The following is a 16,215-nucleotide window of genomic DNA, read 5'->3' as shown; positions in this document are numbered from 1 at the left end:
AGAACACTACGGCTAAAAAAATCATCACGAGCCCTGGCGGCGTTAACATTTTTCGATTGGACTCCATAGCATGTTATTTCATCGGGTTGCCATATGACCGGCGTTCTGCTGGTAAGTTTCATTAACGCCTGGTTCGTTTAATATTGGTTTAGGTTTAAAGCCAGGAGGCGCTAATTACGATACCTTCTTACGTTTCAGCACTGACTAATAACGTTGAGAAAATGAACAGCGTCGGGTGGGAAGACGCAATACAGAATAGAAAGGAAATAAGAGAATAAGATGGCGTTAATTAACCCGGTATTCCTGGCGTCATTTCCCTTGCGTTTTATCCCCGTCAAAAGCGGCCTTTAGCCCACGTTGGCGCTCCCGACGTTGGCAACCAGTGAGTGTCCATAGTGTGCGTATGATGTTTTTAAAAGATCGTCATACTTTCTGTTCTGCGTCAATTTTTTCATTACAAATGCTCGCCATAATGCCGTCCTCAGGAGGTCTCCCGACGTTTATGCTGCGCCGGGAGAAACAAAAACAACGCATAATCTGGGACAAATTGATGATTAAAGGCAAACTGGCGCTCGTGACGTGCGCGCTGACTCTGGTATTCACTTCGTCGCTTTTCGCCGCGTCGGACACGGCAGACGGTCGTACCCTGAAGCTGGCCATTGGCCCTGAGCCAACGGAAGGCTTTGATCCTATGCTGGGCTGGAGCCACGGCAGCTACTTATTGCTTCATGCGCCGTTGCTTAAGCAAAACGCCGACATGAGTTGGGGTAATTTACTGACGGAAAAAGTGGATACCAGCCCCGACGGTAAAATCTGGACGCTAACCTTAAAGCCCGGGCTGAAATTCTCCGATGGCTCGCCATTAACTGCCGAAGATGTCGTTTTTACATACAATAAAGCGGCGAAGAGCGGCGGTAAAATTGACATGGGCAATTTTAGCCATGCGCGAGCGCTGGATGCGCGCCGAATTGAGATGACGCTGAGCCATCCGCAGAGCACCTTTGTGAATGTACTCGGGTCGTTAGGGATTGTTCCGGCCAGCCGTTATGATGAAAAAACGTTCGCCCGCGAACCGATAGGCGCCGGTCCGTACCGACTGGTCAGCTTTCAGCCGGGTCAGCAACTGATCGTTGAAGCTAATCCCTGGTATGCGGGTAAAAAGAATGACTTTAACCGGCTGGTTTTTGTCTTTCTGGATGAAGATAATGCTTATGCCGCCGCGCGCAGCGGACAGTTGGGACTGGTGCGCATTGCCCCTTCTATGGCGGTGGCTCCGCAGCAGGATAATCTTAAACTCTGGGTACGCGATAGCGTTGAAAACCGGGGCATTGTCTTCCCGATGGTACCTGCCGGTAAAAAGGATGCTAACGGTTATCCTGTCGGCAACGATGTGACCGCTGATGTCGCTATCAGACGCGCAATTAACTATGCCATTAATCGTAACCAACTGGCGGAACAGGTGATGGAAGGCCATGCGATACCCGCCTATAGCGCGGTGCAGGGATTGCCGTGGCAAAATCCTTCAGTGATATTCAGCGATGGCGATATTGCAAAAGCGCGCGCCATCCTGGAAGAGGCTGGCTGGAAGATAAACAGTGCGGGCGTGCGTGAAAAAGCAGGTAAAGAAGCGCGTCTGACCTTATGGTATGCCAGTGGCGACAGCACCCGACGGGATCTGGCCGAGGCGGTGCGCGCCATGTTGCAGCCTTTAGGCATTGTCGTCTCGTTGCAATCGGGAAGCTGGGAAACTGTAGAGCGCCATATGCACGCTAACCCTACGCTGTTTGGCTGGGGAAGTCTGGACCCGATGGAACTCTTCCATCACTACAGTGGGAAAGCCGCTGGTGTGGAATATTATAACCCGGGCTATTACAGCAACCCTGCGGTAGAAGCACATCTGAAACAGGCTATAGATGCGCCTGACTGGCAAAAGGCGATTCCTTTCTGGCAGCAGGTTGAGTGGGATGGAAAGCAGGGCGCGGGCGTCCAGGGCGATGCGGCATGGGCATGGCTGCTTAATATTCAGCATACCTATCTGGCCAACCCCTGTATTGATCTGGGAAAAGGCGCGCCAGAAATCCACGGTAGCTGGTCGGTGTTAAACAATCTTGATGACTGGACCTGGACCTGTCGGTGATGAAATTGTTCTTCAGTCATTTTTTGCGGCTGATTATTCTGTTGGTGCTGGTGGCTGCCGGCACCTTCATTTTGCTTAGCTTTTCGCCCGTTGATCCTATCCGTGCTTATATTGGCAACGATCTGCTCCATGTTCCGCCAGAACAATATGCGCGGATTGCGGCGCGCTGGGGGCTTGACCAGCCGCTGTGGGAGCGTTTCGGTCACTGGTTTTGGCGTCTGCTCCAGGGTGACATGGGGTATTCCATGCTGTTCAACATGCCTGTCGCCAGCGTGATCCGGGAACGTTTTGCGACGTCATTCGCGCTGTTGGCAGGCGCCTGGCTATTGTCTGGTGTGCTGGGCGTGACATTGGGTTTTCTGGCCGGACGTTTTCTCCACCGTTGGCCGGATAAGATGATTTGCCGTATCAGCTACTTATTGTCATCGTTGCCCACTTTCTGGATAGCAATGCTGTTGCTGGCGCTGTTTGCCGTCCGCTGGCCGGTATTACCTGTTTGTTGCGCCTGGGACCCCGGAAATAATGCAGGAACAGCTCTTTTATCGGAACGTTTACGCCATCTTGTGTTGCCGGTATGTGCGTTAAGTCTGTTGGGCATGGGGCAAATTGCGCTGCATACGCGAGAAAAAATAGCCAGCGTAATGAAGAGCGAATTTATTCGTTTTGCGCGCGCTCAGGGGGATAAAGGATGGTCGCTGTTATGTCACCAGGTGTTACGTCATGCGATTACCCCAGCGCTCTGCTTACAGTTTGCTTCTCTGGGCGAACTGATGGGGGGGGCGTTACTGGCAGAAAAAGTCTTTGCGTATCCGGGGCTGGGACAGGCCACTATCGATGCCGGCCTGCGTGGCGATGTTCCGCTGCTCATGGGGATCGTTTTATTCTGTACGCTATTAGTGTTTGCCGGAAATACGATTTCAGCCTGGCTTGTGGTGGGGCTTAATCGATCGCTGGAGCGTCCCGATGCTCTATAATCCTGCCCCGACGTTGTTTCGTCTGATCCTCTCCGTTACCTGTCTGCTGTTTATTGCCGGATACGGTTATGCCACGTTGAGCCAGCCGCCAGAGGTTAATCTACTTGCCCGGCATCTGTCGCCTGATATCCAGCACTGGTTTGGCACCGATAATCTGGGGCGCGATGTATGGCTTCGTTGCTTTCAGGGGGCCTTCACCAGTTTACAAATTGGCGTTGGCGCCGCGCTGTGCAGCGGCGTTATCGCGTTAGTGATGGCGGCAGCGGCGCGCATTCATCCCCGGCTGGACCTCCTGGTGCGGCTGATAACCGATGCTATGCTCGCCATGCCGCATTTACTTTTGCTGATCCTTATCTGTTTTACGCTCGGCGGCGGTAAAAGTGGCGTCATTGCGGCCGTGGCGTTAACGCACTGGCCCCGTCTGGCGCTGATTCTGCGCGCCGACGCGGAGCGGGTAGCGCAGAGTGACTACCTGACATTGACCTATCGTCTGGGGCATGGACACCTTTATTGCTGGCGATATCACTATTTTCCGGCGCTATTGCCGCAATGGTTGACGGGAACGTTATTGATGTTTCCTCATGCGGTATTGCACAGCGCGGCGTTAAGTTTTCTGGGGTTTGGGCTGGCGCCGCATGAGCCTTCGCTGGGGCTGTTGCTGGCGGATGCGTTACGGTTTATTAGCCATGGAAACTGGTGGCTGGTGCTGTTTCCCGGCCTAATGTTATTCACGCTGGTGATGCTCTTCGATCAGTTTGCGCGCGCCATTCAGCGGCTGTGGCTAAGGAGTGACGTATGCTAAGTTTACAACAGGTTACGCTGGAAAGCGCGCGTTATCGCTGGTATGGCACGAGACGCTGGTCGCCGTTATTACAGAATGTCTCTTTTGATATCGCACCCGGCGAAATGGTGGCATTGGTTGGCGGCAGCGGGGAGGGAAAAAGTCTGCTGCTGCAATGCCTGCTCGATCTGCTGCCGGAAAACTTACGCTTTCGGGGGGAGATTACGCTTGATGGCAACCGGCTGGACAGACATACCATCAGGCAGCTTAGGGGCAATACGTTTAGCTACGTGCCGCAGGGGGTACAGGCGCTTAATCCCATGCTGAATATCAGAAAACATTTGAACAGAGCATGTCATCTGACCGGACGCGCCTGGGATGAGACGCAGATGGTACAGCTATTACAGCAAAGCGATCTTGAACCGACAGTCCTGGAACGCTTTCCCCGCCAGCTCTCTGGCGGGATGGCTAAACGAATTCTGGCGTGCCACGCCTCGCTCAGCCAGGCTCGTTATATCCTCGCGGATGAGATCACCGCCTGGCTTGATACCGCACTGGCAAACCAGTTGCTTGAGCACTTGCGAGGTCTCTGCGAGCGGGGATGCGGCGTGCTGTGGGTGACTCATGACCTGCTGCTGGCGGCGCGGTATGCCGATCGCATTGTGGCGCTGCATCAGGGTTATATCACGGACAATATTCGCTGCGAGCAGTTACAGCCGGAAGAGATGAGTGAGCCGTTAAAACGGCAATGGCAAGCATTGCCTGAACTAAACCCGTTATTTATGCCGACCGGAGAGGGAATAGAATGCTGAGCTGCCGCGATCTCGTTATTCGTCAGGGCGGGAAAGTCTTATGGCAGAACCTGACGTTTACGATTTCTGCCGGTGAACGGGTAGGAATTCATGCGCCAAGCGGAACGGGGAAAACAACGTTGGGGCGCGTCCTGGCCGGATGGCAAAAGCCGACGGCGGGCGACGTTCTGCTGGACGGCAGCCCGTTACCCCTGCATCAGTATTGTCCGGTACAGCTGGTCCCCCAGCATCCTGAACTGACGTTTAATCCCTGGCGAAGCGCCGGAGACGCTGTGCGTGATGCCTGGCAGCCTGACCCGGAAACGATGAGGCGTTTGCATGTGCAGCCCGAGTGGCTGACGCGTCGGCCAATGCAGCTCTCAGGCGGGGAGTTGGCGCGTATTGCGATACTGCGCGCGCTTGACCCGCGAACGCGTTTTCTGATTGCCGACGAAATGACGGCGCAACTCGATCCGTCTATTCAAAAAGCGATATGGGGATACGTGCTTGAGGTGTGCCGCAGCCGTTCATTAGGGATGTTGGTGATTAGTCATCAGTCTGCGCTACTTGATCAAGTCTGTACCCGCCATTTACAGGTGGAATAGCCGCAAGTCGTTTCTCCGCATTGCCGTGTCGCCGTTAACGCACCGGGAGCCCATGGGTTCCCGGTATTGTCGGCAGAGATTTTACTGCATGACGCGTTTATCTGCGTTTTTTGCATCAGCGGTATTACTGTAGTCCCTGGTCTCTTCAACCTGTACAGGGGCTCTGACGACCAGACTTGGCAGCGCCAGTTCGATATCATTCTCAATGAGTTTTTCAATAATACGGATATTTATCTCTTGCTGAATATCCATGTATTTATTGTAATCCGCGGTATTGACGATATGCACCACCTCATAGGTCAGCCGATCCTGACCAAAGGCCAGTAGATGGGCGCGGTCGAATTGTGTTTCGCCGACATCGGTAATAATCTTTTTCACCATATCGCCGATGAGGCGTAACTTTTCCGGCGGTGTCGCAGTGGCGACGCCAAAAGTAAACACGATACGACGCGTTTGCATCCGCTTATAGTTGTGTATGGTTTGCTGCAACAACTGCGCGTTCGCACAAACGATCTGTTCGCCGCTGAGGCTACGGATGCGAGTGGTTTTCAAACCGATATGTTCAATCGTACCGGCTACATCATTAAAGACGACGAAATCGCCGATCTCGAAGGGCTTATCGAAACCAATCGACAGCGAAGCGAAGACATCGCTCAGAACGGTTTGTACCGCCAGGGCAATAGCAATACCGCCCACGCCGAGGCTGGCTACCAGTGCGGTAATATCCACGCCGACGTTCGCCAGGATGGAGAGCAACATCATAGACCAGACGAGCACGCGCAAAATCATACCAAGAATGACTAACGTCACCGGGTTTTTATTGGAGCCTGGGGCATACAGTAAATGACGCATCCATGACTGTACGCCCTGATCAAGCCAAATCGCCATTTGAATCGCAACCACTAAAAACCAGGCGTGAGAGAGGGTAGAGAATAACCGGTCGGGCAGGGCGACAAAGCGCAGGCTAAAGAGAAATGCGGCAAAAAAGATGAGCATCTTACTGGTCTTTTTCAGCATCTCGAAAACAATAGGCCGCAGCCGCCCATGAGCATCATCCTTTTTATCCGGGCGTTGTAGCGCTTTATAGACCACATTAAGTAGCCAGTTGATGAGCCAGTAAGTAATGAGGGTGACGAAAAAAACGACCGCCAGATTGATCCAGAACGTCGTTGACATCAGCATCGCAACGATATTTAGTCGTGCTAAATACTCCATTTTACCTCCGATGAAAAGCAGATGAACATTACAGTATAGACGTCACATCACGGAGGCCGATTTCCGGCTTTACTATTGCTGTTTTATTCAGCATTTTTGTTCAAAAAGTATGAAAAAGAGGGGTAGCCGTTTGGCTATCCCGGCGTTTCTGTGCAGACTTATCTACTCCTCTTAATAAAATAAGGAGTCATTTATGCAACAAGAACATCGAGAGTGTATTGAGCAGTGTTATGAATGCGCGGCGGCGTGTGATATCTGCGCCTCTTCTTGTCTGCGTGAAGATAACGTCGAAATGATGAAGCACTGCATCCAGTTAGATATGCAATGTGCGGCCATTTGTCGCCTGGCGGCGCAATTTATGGCGTTGGAAAGCGAGTACTCACAAAAATTATGCCGCCTGTGCGCGGATATCTGCAAAGCCTGCGCCGAAGAGTGTGCAAGGCACGATCACGATCATTGCCAGAATTGCGCGCGGGCATGCAGCCAATGCGCGGACGCCTGCCTTAAAATGGCCGCGTAATTTTTCTTCCGCCATTAGCTCAACCGGATAGAGCATAGAGCTTCTACCTCTAAGGTTCGGGGTTCAATTCCTCGATGGCGGACCAGTTGATATCAAAAAAGGCCACCTGCGCGGTGGCCGCTGAGTTTCTGTTGAAATAAATGTAATGTTATAATATAACAATCATCTTTCAAAGAAAGATGAGGGTAACGTTTTGGTGATTCATATAAAAAAACTGACAATGCTTCTGGGAATGCTGTTGGTCAATAGTCCTGCCTTCGCGCATGGTCATCATGCTCATGGCGCGCCGATGACGGAGGTTGAGCAAAAAGCGGCAGCGGGCGTGTTTGATGACGCTAATGTACGCGATCGCGCGCTCACCGACTGGGATGGTATGTGGCAATCCGTCTATCCTTATCTGGTCAGCGGCGAGCTGGACCCTGTCTTCAGACAAAAGGCGAAGAAAGACCCGGAGAAAACGTTTGAGGATATTAAAGCGTATTATCGCAAAGGATACGCGACGAATGTTGAGACGATCGGTATTGAAAATGGCGTTATAGAATTCCATCGCGACAATAACGTTGCATCCTGTAAATACAATTATGCCGGCTATAAAATTCTGACTTACGCATCGGGTAAAAAAGGGGTGCGCTATCTGTTCGAATGTAAAGATGCGAATAGCAAAGCGCCTAAATATGTTCAGTTTAGCGATCATATCATTGCCCCGCGCAAATCGGCGCACTTCCATATCTTTATGGGAAATATCTCGCAGCAGGCATTGTTGCAAGAGATGGAAAACTGGCCTACCTATTATCCTTATCAGTTAAAGGCGAATGAGGTCGTTGACGAAATGCTACATCATTAAGTCTGATTGCAATGTTAAAAGCTCGCTATGAATAGCGAGCTTTTTTTCTGCCGTTATGCCATATTTCTGGCAATCAATATAAAAAATACCTGCGCCCCCGGAGCAACGATGACGCTGTCCATACCGCCCTCGATTCAATGCCAAACGGAAGCGGCGTGTCGCCTGATTACTCGTGTCACAGGCGATACGTTGCGTGCTATTCATTTATATGGTTCCGCTGTCGCAGGCGGTCTGAAGCCAAACAGCGACATTGATCTGCTGGTGACAACATGCCAGCCGCTGACGGAGACCCAACGCGCAACGCTGATGCAGGAATTGCTGGCGCTTTCATCGCCGCCGGGGGCGTCGGCAGAAAAACGCGCTCTGGAGGTCACTGTCGTGCTTTATTCGCAGCTGGTTCCCTGGTGTTTTCCACCTGCCCGGGAAATGCAATTTGGCGAGTGGCTAAGAGAGGACATTTGTCAGGGGATTTATGAACCAGCGCAGCAGGACTGGGACATGGTGTTACTGATAACCCAAATTCTGGAAACCAGTATACCGCTAAAGGGCGAACGCGCGGAACGGCTGTTCACGCCAGCCCCTGTGGCGCAGTTGCTGAAGGCCTTGCGTTATCCCCTCGACCTTTGGCAATCCACTGCAGATGTGCAGGGAGATGAGTATCATATTGTTTTAACCCTGGCGCGTATCTGGTACACCCTTTCTACCGGGAGATTTACCTCTAAGGATGCGGCGGCTGACTGGCTGTTACCTCAGTTGCCGGAAGATTATGCTGCTACGTTGCGTGCGGCGCAGCGTGAATATTTAGGTCTGGAGCAGCAGGACTGGCATATTTTGCTGCCTGCGGTCGTACGCTTTGTGGATTTTGCCAAAGCGCACATCCCCACGCAGTTCACATAAGATGCCCCAGGACGTCTGTCAGGTTGCGCAAACGGCGTTCCTCAACTACTACTTAATAGGTTCTCATCGCTGAAGTAAGCAGATGATCTTATGCGGGCCATCGAATGGATATTCCCACATGGCTCTCGTTTTGTTGAGGTGGATATGACTGGTTCCGCATCATCTGTTTTAAAGACAGATACAAGACTATTGAGCGAAAACCTGTTTCTTAATTATGGTCTGGAGTCCTTATTTAAGGACGTCGCAATAATAGCTGGCAACGTAAATTATATTATTTTTGATATCGACGATTACTACACCGTACAGCAGTATATTACTTCCACATTTAAAGCGGTACTCATTGGAATTGTTACCCATAATGAATATAACTTTATTGATGAACATCATGCTATATATCGAATAAAGGTCGATGCCTCTATTGCTGAGTGGCGCGAATTACTAATTTTGGCCGCTGCTGGTCAATTTTTTCCCAGGTCAGAGAAAGTCAGATTAACGGCGAATGAAAGAAATGTTTTGGCGATGCTTGTTAAAGGAATGGATATCCGACAAATAAGCTGTGAGCTGAATGTACATTTAAAAACTATTTACTCAGTACGCTACCATGTTCTGACTAAATTAGGTTGTAGAACAGTTCTGGACTATCAAATACTGTCCGTTTCTAAAGCCTTTACGCACTGGCTTACAATAAATAATGTTGATAATGTAATTTCCCATGTAAATAGTAAGGTCATTGCTTAATAATGATTTGCTTCTGATGGCGTTTAGGTTCACTATGCTTTCTTACATCATCATGAGGCCAGACAGGCATGGCTACTTTTAGTATTAGCGCAATGGCGGCGCAGTGTGGTGTCACAACAGCAAATATCAGGTCCTGGGAACGCTATGGCCTGCTTCAACCTACCAAAGATGAAGCTGGCAATCGTTTTTATTGCATAGAAGATGCTATCAGAATACAGCATATTATCGACGCGTTAAGCAAAGGCTTTTCATTAAAAGAGATTAAACCTGCCCTCTATGGTGAAGAAACGCATTGCCGCTCGGGATGGTTATTCTACCAGGAAGAGATTTTAGCGCAGTGTAGAAAATTCGAACCCGCCAAATTGCGAAAATTACTCTGGCGTTATGGTCGGGAAATTCCGCCGTGTATCGTCATTGAGTCAATACTGCGTCCTTTACGGCTGTGGTTGTCCGCAGGCGATGATGATGCACGCCGATTTGAAAAGGCATTACTGGATACTGCGATTATTGAATACGCCACGTTCCAGCTAAGTAGCGTACGAAAGGCGCCAGCAGGCACAATGCTTATTGCTGCGTTTTCGCTGAACGACCCCATTGAGCTATGGCTGGAAACGATTAAATATTGTAGTGAAGGTATGCGAGTTGAAGTCATCCCCTGGCAGGCGCCGATGCCCGATCTTTTATCAACGTCTTTCGAGCATATTGTTCTGTGGCATGATGAGACATTAACTCCCGCGCAGGAAAATCTTATTCAGGCTTTAAAAGAATCGGGTAAATTTAGTCTTCATGTGAAAAATGGCTCAGGCTTAACATTACTGCCAGCCGTATATCGGCAGCATGAGATGCCAGAAAGCATGCAGCATGTTGCACCGCAAATCCATGCAAACGGCTACGAAAAATCAGGCACCGCACGTTGAGGCATCTGCATTATTAACGAACAGGGGAGGAGTAACCCCCTCCCTTGTTTATACCCTTCATACTTCAAGTTGCTTATGTGTTGGCTACGGATTACTCGGCCCATCCATAGGCCTCGCCCTGACGGGCCGTCGCAAGCGACGTTCAAATCTGCTCCCGGCAGATTTGTCGTTCACCCCAGTCATATAGTTATCTATGCTCCTGGGGACTCACTCCCTTGCCGCCTTTAAGCAACTCGAATTATTTTGGGTATATATTAGATGTCGTCAGGTGTCTGAAACAAAACGGCTTCTAAGGCATTACGGTAAATATCAAGCTGCACTACGTCTTTTTCTGTTTCCAGTTTTTCAATAAGTTTGGCGATGATATCCTTATTTGAGACATGCTGCTGCGATTGCAATAGTTCGTAAGTAATTTCCTGAATAGCTCGCTGTTCACATAACATATGTGCAGAAAAAGGATTGCCAGTACTATTTTGTTCGTTGACTAGTGTAATGGTAGTCATATTTCACCATATTCGATGTAAATTGAAGCCGATCTCCCTGAGCGGGGGAGAGAAATTAGTGACCTATTAAAATTAGACCTATATCATAAAACCGTAATAAAAAATCATAAAAACGTGATACACATCACATTTGTGTGATTTGTTGTATATTTTATACACTTTAAATGAAGGTGAAGATTCCGCAGAATCAACGGCCTGTTCTTTTTATCACTCCAGTTTAAACGAATAAGCATTAATACCCATCTGTAATAATTACTTAATGTTATCTTAATAAAGGTAAATTACTGTCAGGCCTCCGTAAAAGGAGGTTGATTAATGATTCGTCATATCGCCATTTTTCTTTGTTCTTTATTGATGTGCAGCACCACTTTTGCCGATTCGGTAACGTCGGTATCGCTTGGCGCGCTCTTAACCGCGCTCAATGAACGCATGTTATTAATGAAAGATGTGGCTGCTTATAAAATGAAGCACCATCTGCCGATAGAGGATTTCACGCGTGAACAAAATGTTTTCGCCGAGGCTGAAGAAGAAGCGAAATATAACGGTCTGGACCCGCATTCGATAACTCCTTTTATTCGTTCGCTAATGGATGCCAGTAAAGCGATACAGTACCGCTATTTAGCGCAGTGGCGAACCGGCTCAGAACCCTCCTTTCCGATACAAACCTTGTCGGTCACCCGGCAACGTATTCGACAACTTGATAATCAAATGTTGATCATTATCAGCCAGCGCCTGATGGTCGGCGCTTTCAGCCATGAGGATATGGTGTGGCTGAGAACGCACTTTAATGCGCCGAATCTGAATGAGAGCGATATCAGTGATGTGTTGGCAGCCCTGTCTTTGGTGCGACGCGCGCGTTAATTCCCCATGAGGAAACGTGGGCCACTACCTGGTGATTGCCTGCGGGGGTTGCGATACAAGAACGTTTTTGGGTGATGGGGATATAAGCGTGGCGGAATAGCGGCTGGAGAGACGTGGTTTCGCTTCCCATCTTCCGGTGCATTCGTTAGCATACTGTTTCGCAGCTAAGCGTAAATGTTTTCAGGAAGAGGTTAATGTGTTCGCGGAGTATGGTGTTCTGAATTATTGGACGTACCTGGTTGGGGCGATTTTTATCGTTCTGGTGCCGGGGCCGAATACGCTTTTTGTGCTTAAAAACAGCGTGGGACGCGGGGTTAAAGGAGGATATCTTGCCGCATGCGGCGTGTTTATCGGCGATGCGATATTAATGTTTCTGGCGTATGCGGGCGTGGCGACGCTGATCAAAACAACGCCGGTTCTGTTTAACATTGTTCGCTATCTCGGCGCGTTTTATCTGCTCTACCTTGGCGCAAAAATCCTTTACGCCACTCTGACCTCAAAAGGGCGTGCGGCGACGGAAACGGTAGTTCCTTTTGGCGCTATTTTTAAGCGTGCTTTAATTCTTAGCCTGACGAATCCTAAAGCCATACTTTTTTATGTTTCCTTTTTTGTGCAATTTATTGACGTTACTGCGCCGCATACTGGGGTGTCATTTTTTATTTTGGCCACCACCCTTGAAATCGTCAGTTTTTGCTATCTGAGCTTTTTAATTCTTTCTGGCGCTTTTGTAACCCACTATATTGGTACCAAAAAGAAACTGGCAAAAGTGGGCAATTCTTTGATTGGCCTTCTTTTCGTCGGGTTTGCCGCTCGCCTGGCAACGCTCCAGTCTTAACCCTCCCGGACCCGTCGACAACGGCGGGTCATTGCTCTCCTTTCGGTTTTATCGCGTGGAAAACAGCAAAATAGTAACCAATAAATGGTATTTAAAATGCTGTTTTTGGAGCGTAACCTTTTTACGACAGCGATGAGATTATCGTTGAGTAACCTGCGTGAAGAGGGAAGCAAATGCGGCAAATTCCACAAAATCATATCCATACACGTTCCACGCCCTTCTGGAACAAAGAGACGGCGCCTGCCGGAATTTTCGAACGCCACCTTGATAAGGGAACGCGACCCGGCGTTTATCCTCGCCTCTCGGTGATGCAGGGGGCGGTCAAATATCTCGGATACGCTGATGAACATTGCTCTGAGCCGGAAGAGATCATGGTGATCAATGCCGGCGAGTTTGGCGTGTTTCCTCCGGAAAAGTGGCACAATATTGAGGTCATGACGGATGATACCTATTTTAACATCGACTTTTTTGTCGCGCCGGAAGTACTGATGGAAGGGGCGACCTCACGAAAAGTCATTCATGCCGGGAGAGAATAATAATGGGAAAAGCTACTTATACCGTCACGGTCACGAATAATAGCAACGGCGTCTCTGTGGACTATGAAACGGAAGCACCGATGACGTTGCTGGTACCTGAAGTTGCAGCAGAAGTTGTGAAGGATTTGGTCAATACCGTGCGTTCCTACGATACCGAAAACGAACACGACGTTTGCGGTTGGTAAGGATCTTGTAGTATCTATTTGATATAAAGTGATTTTTTAAATCAGAAGCCGCATCGCGCGTCGCCAGCGTGATGCGGTTTTTGCGTATTGAAAAGCGCTGTTTATTTACATCAGACATGGGTTGAAAAGAAACATTAAGAAAACATTAAGAATATCGCATTGTTTGCTAATGAGAGCGTATTCATAAAACTTATGATTGGGTATTAAAAACCAGAAGAGTCTTATAATCATGAAACTCGATACCCGATTAACTTCGTCAGCACTTACTCTTGCGCTTGCCGCTGTGGTCATCCCGTTTACGGCGGACTGGCAATTGCCTTTGCTTAACGGCGTGGTGGTCCGATGGATTGAAAACGGACAAGCGTTATGGTTACTGTTTGGGGCGCTATTTACCGCCTGGTATATACGGCCACTTTCCCGTCCCGAAGGGGCAAAGCAGTTTTGGCTATGGGCTGTTGTCTGGTGGGTGGTGCTGTTGGGTAGAAGCACCAGTTGGGGGCGTGACTATTTCCCTGACGAGCCGCGTATGCTGTTCAGAACGATTTCAGTGATATTAATTGCTGCGTTAGTCTTGCCAGTCCTGTTTTCTGCCGGGCTCCGTAAGGAGATTGTTCGTCGTCTGCGGGACGTTCCTCTGCCATTGTGGCTGTTTGCCGTGACGGCATGTTCATATCTGATTTCCGACACTGTCGAGCATCATCGGTGGTTGTCGCCGATATTCCTGCATAACGCTCGTTACACGGATTTGATTGAAGAGCTTTATGAAGTGCCATTTATGATCGGTTTGTTTATGGTGACCGTGGGTTTTATGCAGCAGGACAAGCAGGATGAATGTACTGCGCTGGAGATGACCCCGTATCACGCAAAATAGCGCGGCTAAAAAAAGACCATGAATTCGACATGGGGTAGATAGCGGTTAGCAAAAAAAGCCCGCACTCGGTGAGGCGGGCAAATAATACTGGAAGCAATGTGAGCAATGTCGTACCGAACAGGTGGGTTATAAACTCAACTACTCGGCGTTGATAAAGATAATCGTTATCATTAATGATTGCAACCCTGATATTTATGCGCTTTTATCCACGGCGCTAAAAGGTGATGGATATCACAAACTTCACTTTCCTGACGATGTGCTATTCTTTTTAACGGCAAATAAACCGCTAACGTTAAGACATAAGTGAGGAAAAAATGGGCATTCTTTCATGGATTATTTTTGGACTTATTGCGGGTATTTTGGCTAAGTGGATCATGCCAGGTAAAGATGGCGGCGGATTCTTTATGACGATCATTCTGGGGATCGTTGGTGCGGTAGTCGGAGGATGGATCAGTACGTTCTTTGGCTTTGGCAAAGTGGATGGTTTCAACTTCGGCAGCTTTGCAGTCGCGGTGATCGGCGCGATTGTCGTGCTGTTAATCTACAGAAAAATCAAAAGCTAAACGCAGAACTTTCAGAGATAATAAAGGCTACGACAGGTAGCCTTTATTATTCAAAATGAATTTACCACCAGCCCAGTTCGGTACCCGCCACCGCAATTAGCGCGATGCCCATCAACACCATCGTTGTTTTCCTCATGGTTATGCTCCCGGCGCGGCGTAACCGCCAATAAAAAACCATGCCAAAAATAATATTGCCGTAATGAAAATGACGACAGGGAAGAGGATACCCACTCTCATGCTATTACCTTCACTGTTCAGGGGGCGCCAGAATAGCAGGGTTTTCTCAGCGACAAAAGGTCGGTTGCTTTGTGACAGGGCGTGGCTATTACTGACTTAACCCGGGATAAACACCCGCTAAAGCGCTGACAGAAAGTATGGAAATAGCGTACCCGCTAGGTTATCCTGGACAAAATATCGCTTTAAGGAGTCGTTATGAAATTTACGTGGATTGCGTTGCCAGGCGTATTGCTGCTGAGCGCTTGTTCATCGTCGCAACCCAACGCCCCCAGGCCGCCGCGCATTGGGATGCCTAATCCGGCAGCCGTCTATTGTGAGCAACAAGGCGGTACGCTGATGCCGGTGCAGACCCCACAAGGCGTGCGTTCCGATTGCAAATTGCCCAATGGCGAAATCATTGATGAGTGGACATTATGGCGCAGAGAGCACCCTGATACGAAAAAGTGACAACCTGCGGTCCGACGGGATATGATTAAGAACAATCTGATAATGAGTTTCATGCGGCGCAAGAAAATATGTTTCAGTTAAAGCCGGGCGCGTTGGCAATAGTTATTGGCGCTAAGACAACCGCCGGACGGCGGAATATTGGTAAGTCGGTTGAGCTATTTTGCCTGTGCCAACCCGGAGATGAATTCATTAACCCGGTAAATGGACACGTCACCTTACTGCCGAAAGAAGCGCCTCGGGCGCTGTGGCTGGTCACGGGCGATGTAGCCTCCGCCGATGGCCAGCACGGTTTTGCCTGGGTGCGGGCAGAACATTTGATGCCGTTGTCCCCGGACAGACAACCAGGCCAGGCGGCGGCACGACAATCACAGCTCTCGTAGCCACTCTGCCAGCACAATGGCATGGTTCTGGCGAGTATCTTTAGCGGCGTATAGCAACGTTAGCGGCTGGTGTCGGGCAATATCCGCCAGCCGTTTGCCTTCTTGATGCTGTTGCGCAAGTTCTGCCCGGTATTGCTGCGCGAAGTGGTTAAAATCAATCAGTTCGCTATGAAAGGCTTTGCGCAATTCGGTTGAGGGCGTAATGGCCTTATTCCATTCATCATAGACCAGCGCCGTTTTTTTAATGCCTCGCGGCCATAGCCTGTCAACCAATACCCGATAACCATCGTCTTTTTCCGCCGGGAAATAGACGCGCTTACACTGGATTCGCATTTTTCCCTCCTGTGATGGTGTCGCTTACGGTACTTTTGTCGGATA

22 protein-coding genes, 1 tRNA gene and 1 pseudogene are annotated in these 16,215 nt (G+C 49.4%); 19 read left to right on the top strand and 5 right to left on the bottom strand.

The window, feature by feature from the left end; all coding sequences use genetic code 11:
• The first annotated feature begins 502 nt into the window (after positions 1-502).
• From NA197_RS02550 to NA197_RS02530, 5 genes are read left to right on the top strand one after another with little or no spacing between them, the layout of a single operon-like run.
• A complete protein-coding gene (locus tag NA197_RS02550; protein WP_064043261.1) occupies positions 503-2,137 on the top strand; it encodes an ABC transporter substrate-binding protein in 1,635 nt (544 codons plus the stop codon).
• A complete protein-coding gene (locus NA197_RS02545) occupies positions 2,137-3,111 on the top strand; it encodes an ABC transporter permease (RefSeq protein WP_016505386.1) in 975 nt (324 codons plus the stop codon). The genes NA197_RS02550 and NA197_RS02545 overlap by 1 nt, the downstream gene beginning before the upstream one ends.
• Positions 3,101-3,913 carry an ABC transporter permease gene (locus tag NA197_RS02540; protein WP_023237049.1) on the top strand — a complete coding sequence of 271 codons (813 nt, stop codon included), beginning with the start codon at positions 3,101-3,103 and terminating at the stop codon, positions 3,911-3,913. The genes NA197_RS02545 and NA197_RS02540 overlap by 11 nt, the downstream gene beginning before the upstream one ends.
• Complete coding sequence (locus NA197_RS02535; protein WP_000950212.1) at positions 3,907-4,704, top strand: ATP-binding cassette domain-containing protein; 798 nt, start codon at positions 3,907-3,909, stop codon at positions 4,702-4,704. Before NA197_RS02540 ends, NA197_RS02535 begins: the two co-directional genes overlap by 7 nt.
• On the top strand, positions 4,698-5,288 hold the full coding sequence (locus NA197_RS02530; protein ID WP_000947459.1) for an ATP-binding cassette domain-containing protein: 591 nt from the start codon (positions 4,698-4,700) through the stop codon (positions 5,286-5,288). The genes NA197_RS02535 and NA197_RS02530 overlap by 7 nt, the downstream gene beginning before the upstream one ends.
• 81 nt (positions 5,289-5,369) lie before the next feature.
• On the opposite strand, the gene NA197_RS02525 is transcribed toward NA197_RS02530, so the two are convergent.
• Positions 5,370-6,503 carry a mechanosensitive ion channel family protein gene (locus NA197_RS02525; protein ID WP_000456065.1) on the bottom strand — a complete coding sequence of 378 codons (1,134 nt, stop codon included), beginning with the start codon at positions 6,501-6,503 and terminating at the stop codon, positions 5,370-5,372.
• 193 nt (positions 6,504-6,696) lie between these two features.
• Between NA197_RS02525 and NA197_RS02520 the strand changes: the two genes are divergently transcribed.
• The 6 genes from NA197_RS02520 (at position 6,697) to NA197_RS02495 (ending at position 10,419) form a co-directional block, all read left to right on the top strand.
• On the top strand, positions 6,697-7,023 hold the full coding sequence (locus NA197_RS02520; RefSeq protein ID WP_001183699.1) for a four-helix bundle copper-binding protein: 327 nt from the start codon (positions 6,697-6,699) through the stop codon (positions 7,021-7,023).
• Between the two features lie 8 nt (positions 7,024-7,031).
• A tRNA-Arg gene (locus NA197_RS02515) sits at positions 7,032-7,108 on the top strand.
• A gap of 111 nt (positions 7,109-7,219) precedes the next feature.
• Positions 7,220-7,867 carry a metal-binding protein ZinT gene (zinT, locus tag NA197_RS02510; protein ID WP_170872873.1) on the top strand — a complete coding sequence of 216 codons (648 nt, stop codon included), beginning with the start codon at positions 7,220-7,222 and terminating at the stop codon, positions 7,865-7,867.
• Positions 7,868-7,975: 108 nt separating this feature from the next.
• A complete protein-coding gene (gene aadA, locus NA197_RS02505; protein ID WP_438796676.1) occupies positions 7,976-8,764 on the top strand; it encodes a cryptic aminoglycoside nucleotidyltransferase ANT(3'')/ANT(9) in 789 nt (262 codons plus the stop codon).
• Positions 8,765-8,908: 144 nt separating this feature from the next.
• On the top strand, positions 8,909-9,502 hold the full coding sequence (locus NA197_RS02500; RefSeq protein WP_072158853.1) for a helix-turn-helix domain-containing protein: 594 nt from the start codon (positions 8,909-8,911) through the stop codon (positions 9,500-9,502).
• Between the two features lie 68 nt (positions 9,503-9,570).
• Complete coding sequence (locus NA197_RS02495) at positions 9,571-10,419, top strand: MerR family transcriptional regulator (RefSeq protein WP_000190263.1); 849 nt, start codon at positions 9,571-9,573, stop codon at positions 10,417-10,419.
• 254 nt (positions 10,420-10,673) lie between these two features.
• Here NA197_RS02495 and NA197_RS02490 read toward each other — a convergent pair whose 3' ends face one another.
• Positions 10,674-10,922, bottom strand: a complete 249-nt coding sequence (locus NA197_RS02490; protein WP_000208086.1) for a biofilm/acid-resistance regulator YmgB/AriR — start codon at positions 10,920-10,922, stop codon at positions 10,674-10,676.
• Between the two features lie 78 nt (positions 10,923-11,000).
• Positions 11,001-11,155, bottom strand: a pseudogene (locus NA197_RS02485) (hypothetical protein).
• An 82-nt stretch (positions 11,156-11,237) separates the two neighbouring features.
• Here NA197_RS02485 and NA197_RS02480 point away from each other — a divergent pair.
• From NA197_RS02480 to NA197_RS02455, 6 genes are all read left to right on the top strand, one after another.
• Positions 11,238-11,783: a chorismate mutase gene (locus tag NA197_RS02480; RefSeq protein WP_064043577.1), complete on the top strand. Its 546-nt coding sequence runs from the start codon at positions 11,238-11,240 to the stop codon at positions 11,781-11,783.
• A gap of 196 nt (positions 11,784-11,979) precedes the next feature.
• Entirely contained in the window at positions 11,980-12,618 is a 639-nt protein-coding gene (leuE, locus tag NA197_RS02475; RefSeq protein WP_000457190.1) for a leucine efflux protein LeuE, read from the top strand.
• Between the two features lie 173 nt (positions 12,619-12,791).
• Entirely contained in the window at positions 12,792-13,154 is a 363-nt protein-coding gene (yeaR, locus tag NA197_RS02470; protein WP_001248993.1) for a DUF1971 domain-containing protein YeaR, read from the top strand.
• Between the two features lie 2 nt (positions 13,155-13,156).
• On the top strand, positions 13,157-13,339 hold the full coding sequence (locus NA197_RS02465; protein ID WP_000513733.1) for a DUF1869 domain-containing protein: 183 nt from the start codon (positions 13,157-13,159) through the stop codon (positions 13,337-13,339).
• 229 nt (positions 13,340-13,568) lie between these two features.
• A complete protein-coding gene (locus NA197_RS02460; protein WP_023202056.1) occupies positions 13,569-14,210 on the top strand; it encodes a nitric oxide reductase in 642 nt (213 codons plus the stop codon).
• A 314-nt stretch (positions 14,211-14,524) separates the two neighbouring features.
• Positions 14,525-14,773, top strand: coding sequence for a GlsB/YeaQ/YmgE family stress response membrane protein (locus NA197_RS02455; protein WP_000512149.1), 249 nt, complete (start codon positions 14,525-14,527; stop codon positions 14,771-14,773).
• 138 nt (positions 14,774-14,911) lie between these two features.
• Here NA197_RS02455 and NA197_RS02450 read toward each other — a convergent pair whose 3' ends face one another.
• Positions 14,912-15,010 (bottom strand): YoaK family small membrane protein, encoded by a 99-nt coding sequence (locus tag NA197_RS02450; RefSeq protein ID WP_001589065.1) that lies wholly within the window; start codon positions 15,008-15,010, stop codon positions 14,912-14,914.
• Positions 15,011-15,205: 195 nt separating this feature from the next.
• Between NA197_RS02450 and NA197_RS02445 the strand changes: the two genes are divergently transcribed.
• Complete coding sequence (locus tag NA197_RS02445; RefSeq protein WP_000673492.1) at positions 15,206-15,457, top strand: putative hemolysin; 252 nt, start codon at positions 15,206-15,208, stop codon at positions 15,455-15,457.
• 68 nt (positions 15,458-15,525) lie between these two features.
• Entirely contained in the window at positions 15,526-15,837 is a 312-nt protein-coding gene (locus tag NA197_RS02440) for a hypothetical protein (protein WP_000487135.1), read from the top strand.
• On the opposite strand, the gene NA197_RS02435 is transcribed toward NA197_RS02440, so the two are convergent.
• Positions 15,823-16,170: a DUF488 domain-containing protein gene (locus tag NA197_RS02435; protein ID WP_001222534.1), complete on the bottom strand. Its 348-nt coding sequence runs from the start codon at positions 16,168-16,170 to the stop codon at positions 15,823-15,825. The genes NA197_RS02440 and NA197_RS02435 overlap by 15 nt on opposite strands.
• Positions 16,171-16,215: the final 45 nt, after the last annotated feature.

The organism is Salmonella sp. NW884, from assembly GCF_051700745.1.
GTDB classification, from domain to species: Bacteria; Pseudomonadota; Gammaproteobacteria; order Enterobacterales; family Enterobacteriaceae; genus Salmonella; species Salmonella enterica.
The sequence above is the reverse complement of the archived record's forward strand: the minus strand, read 5'-3'. Positions and strand labels throughout refer to the sequence as shown.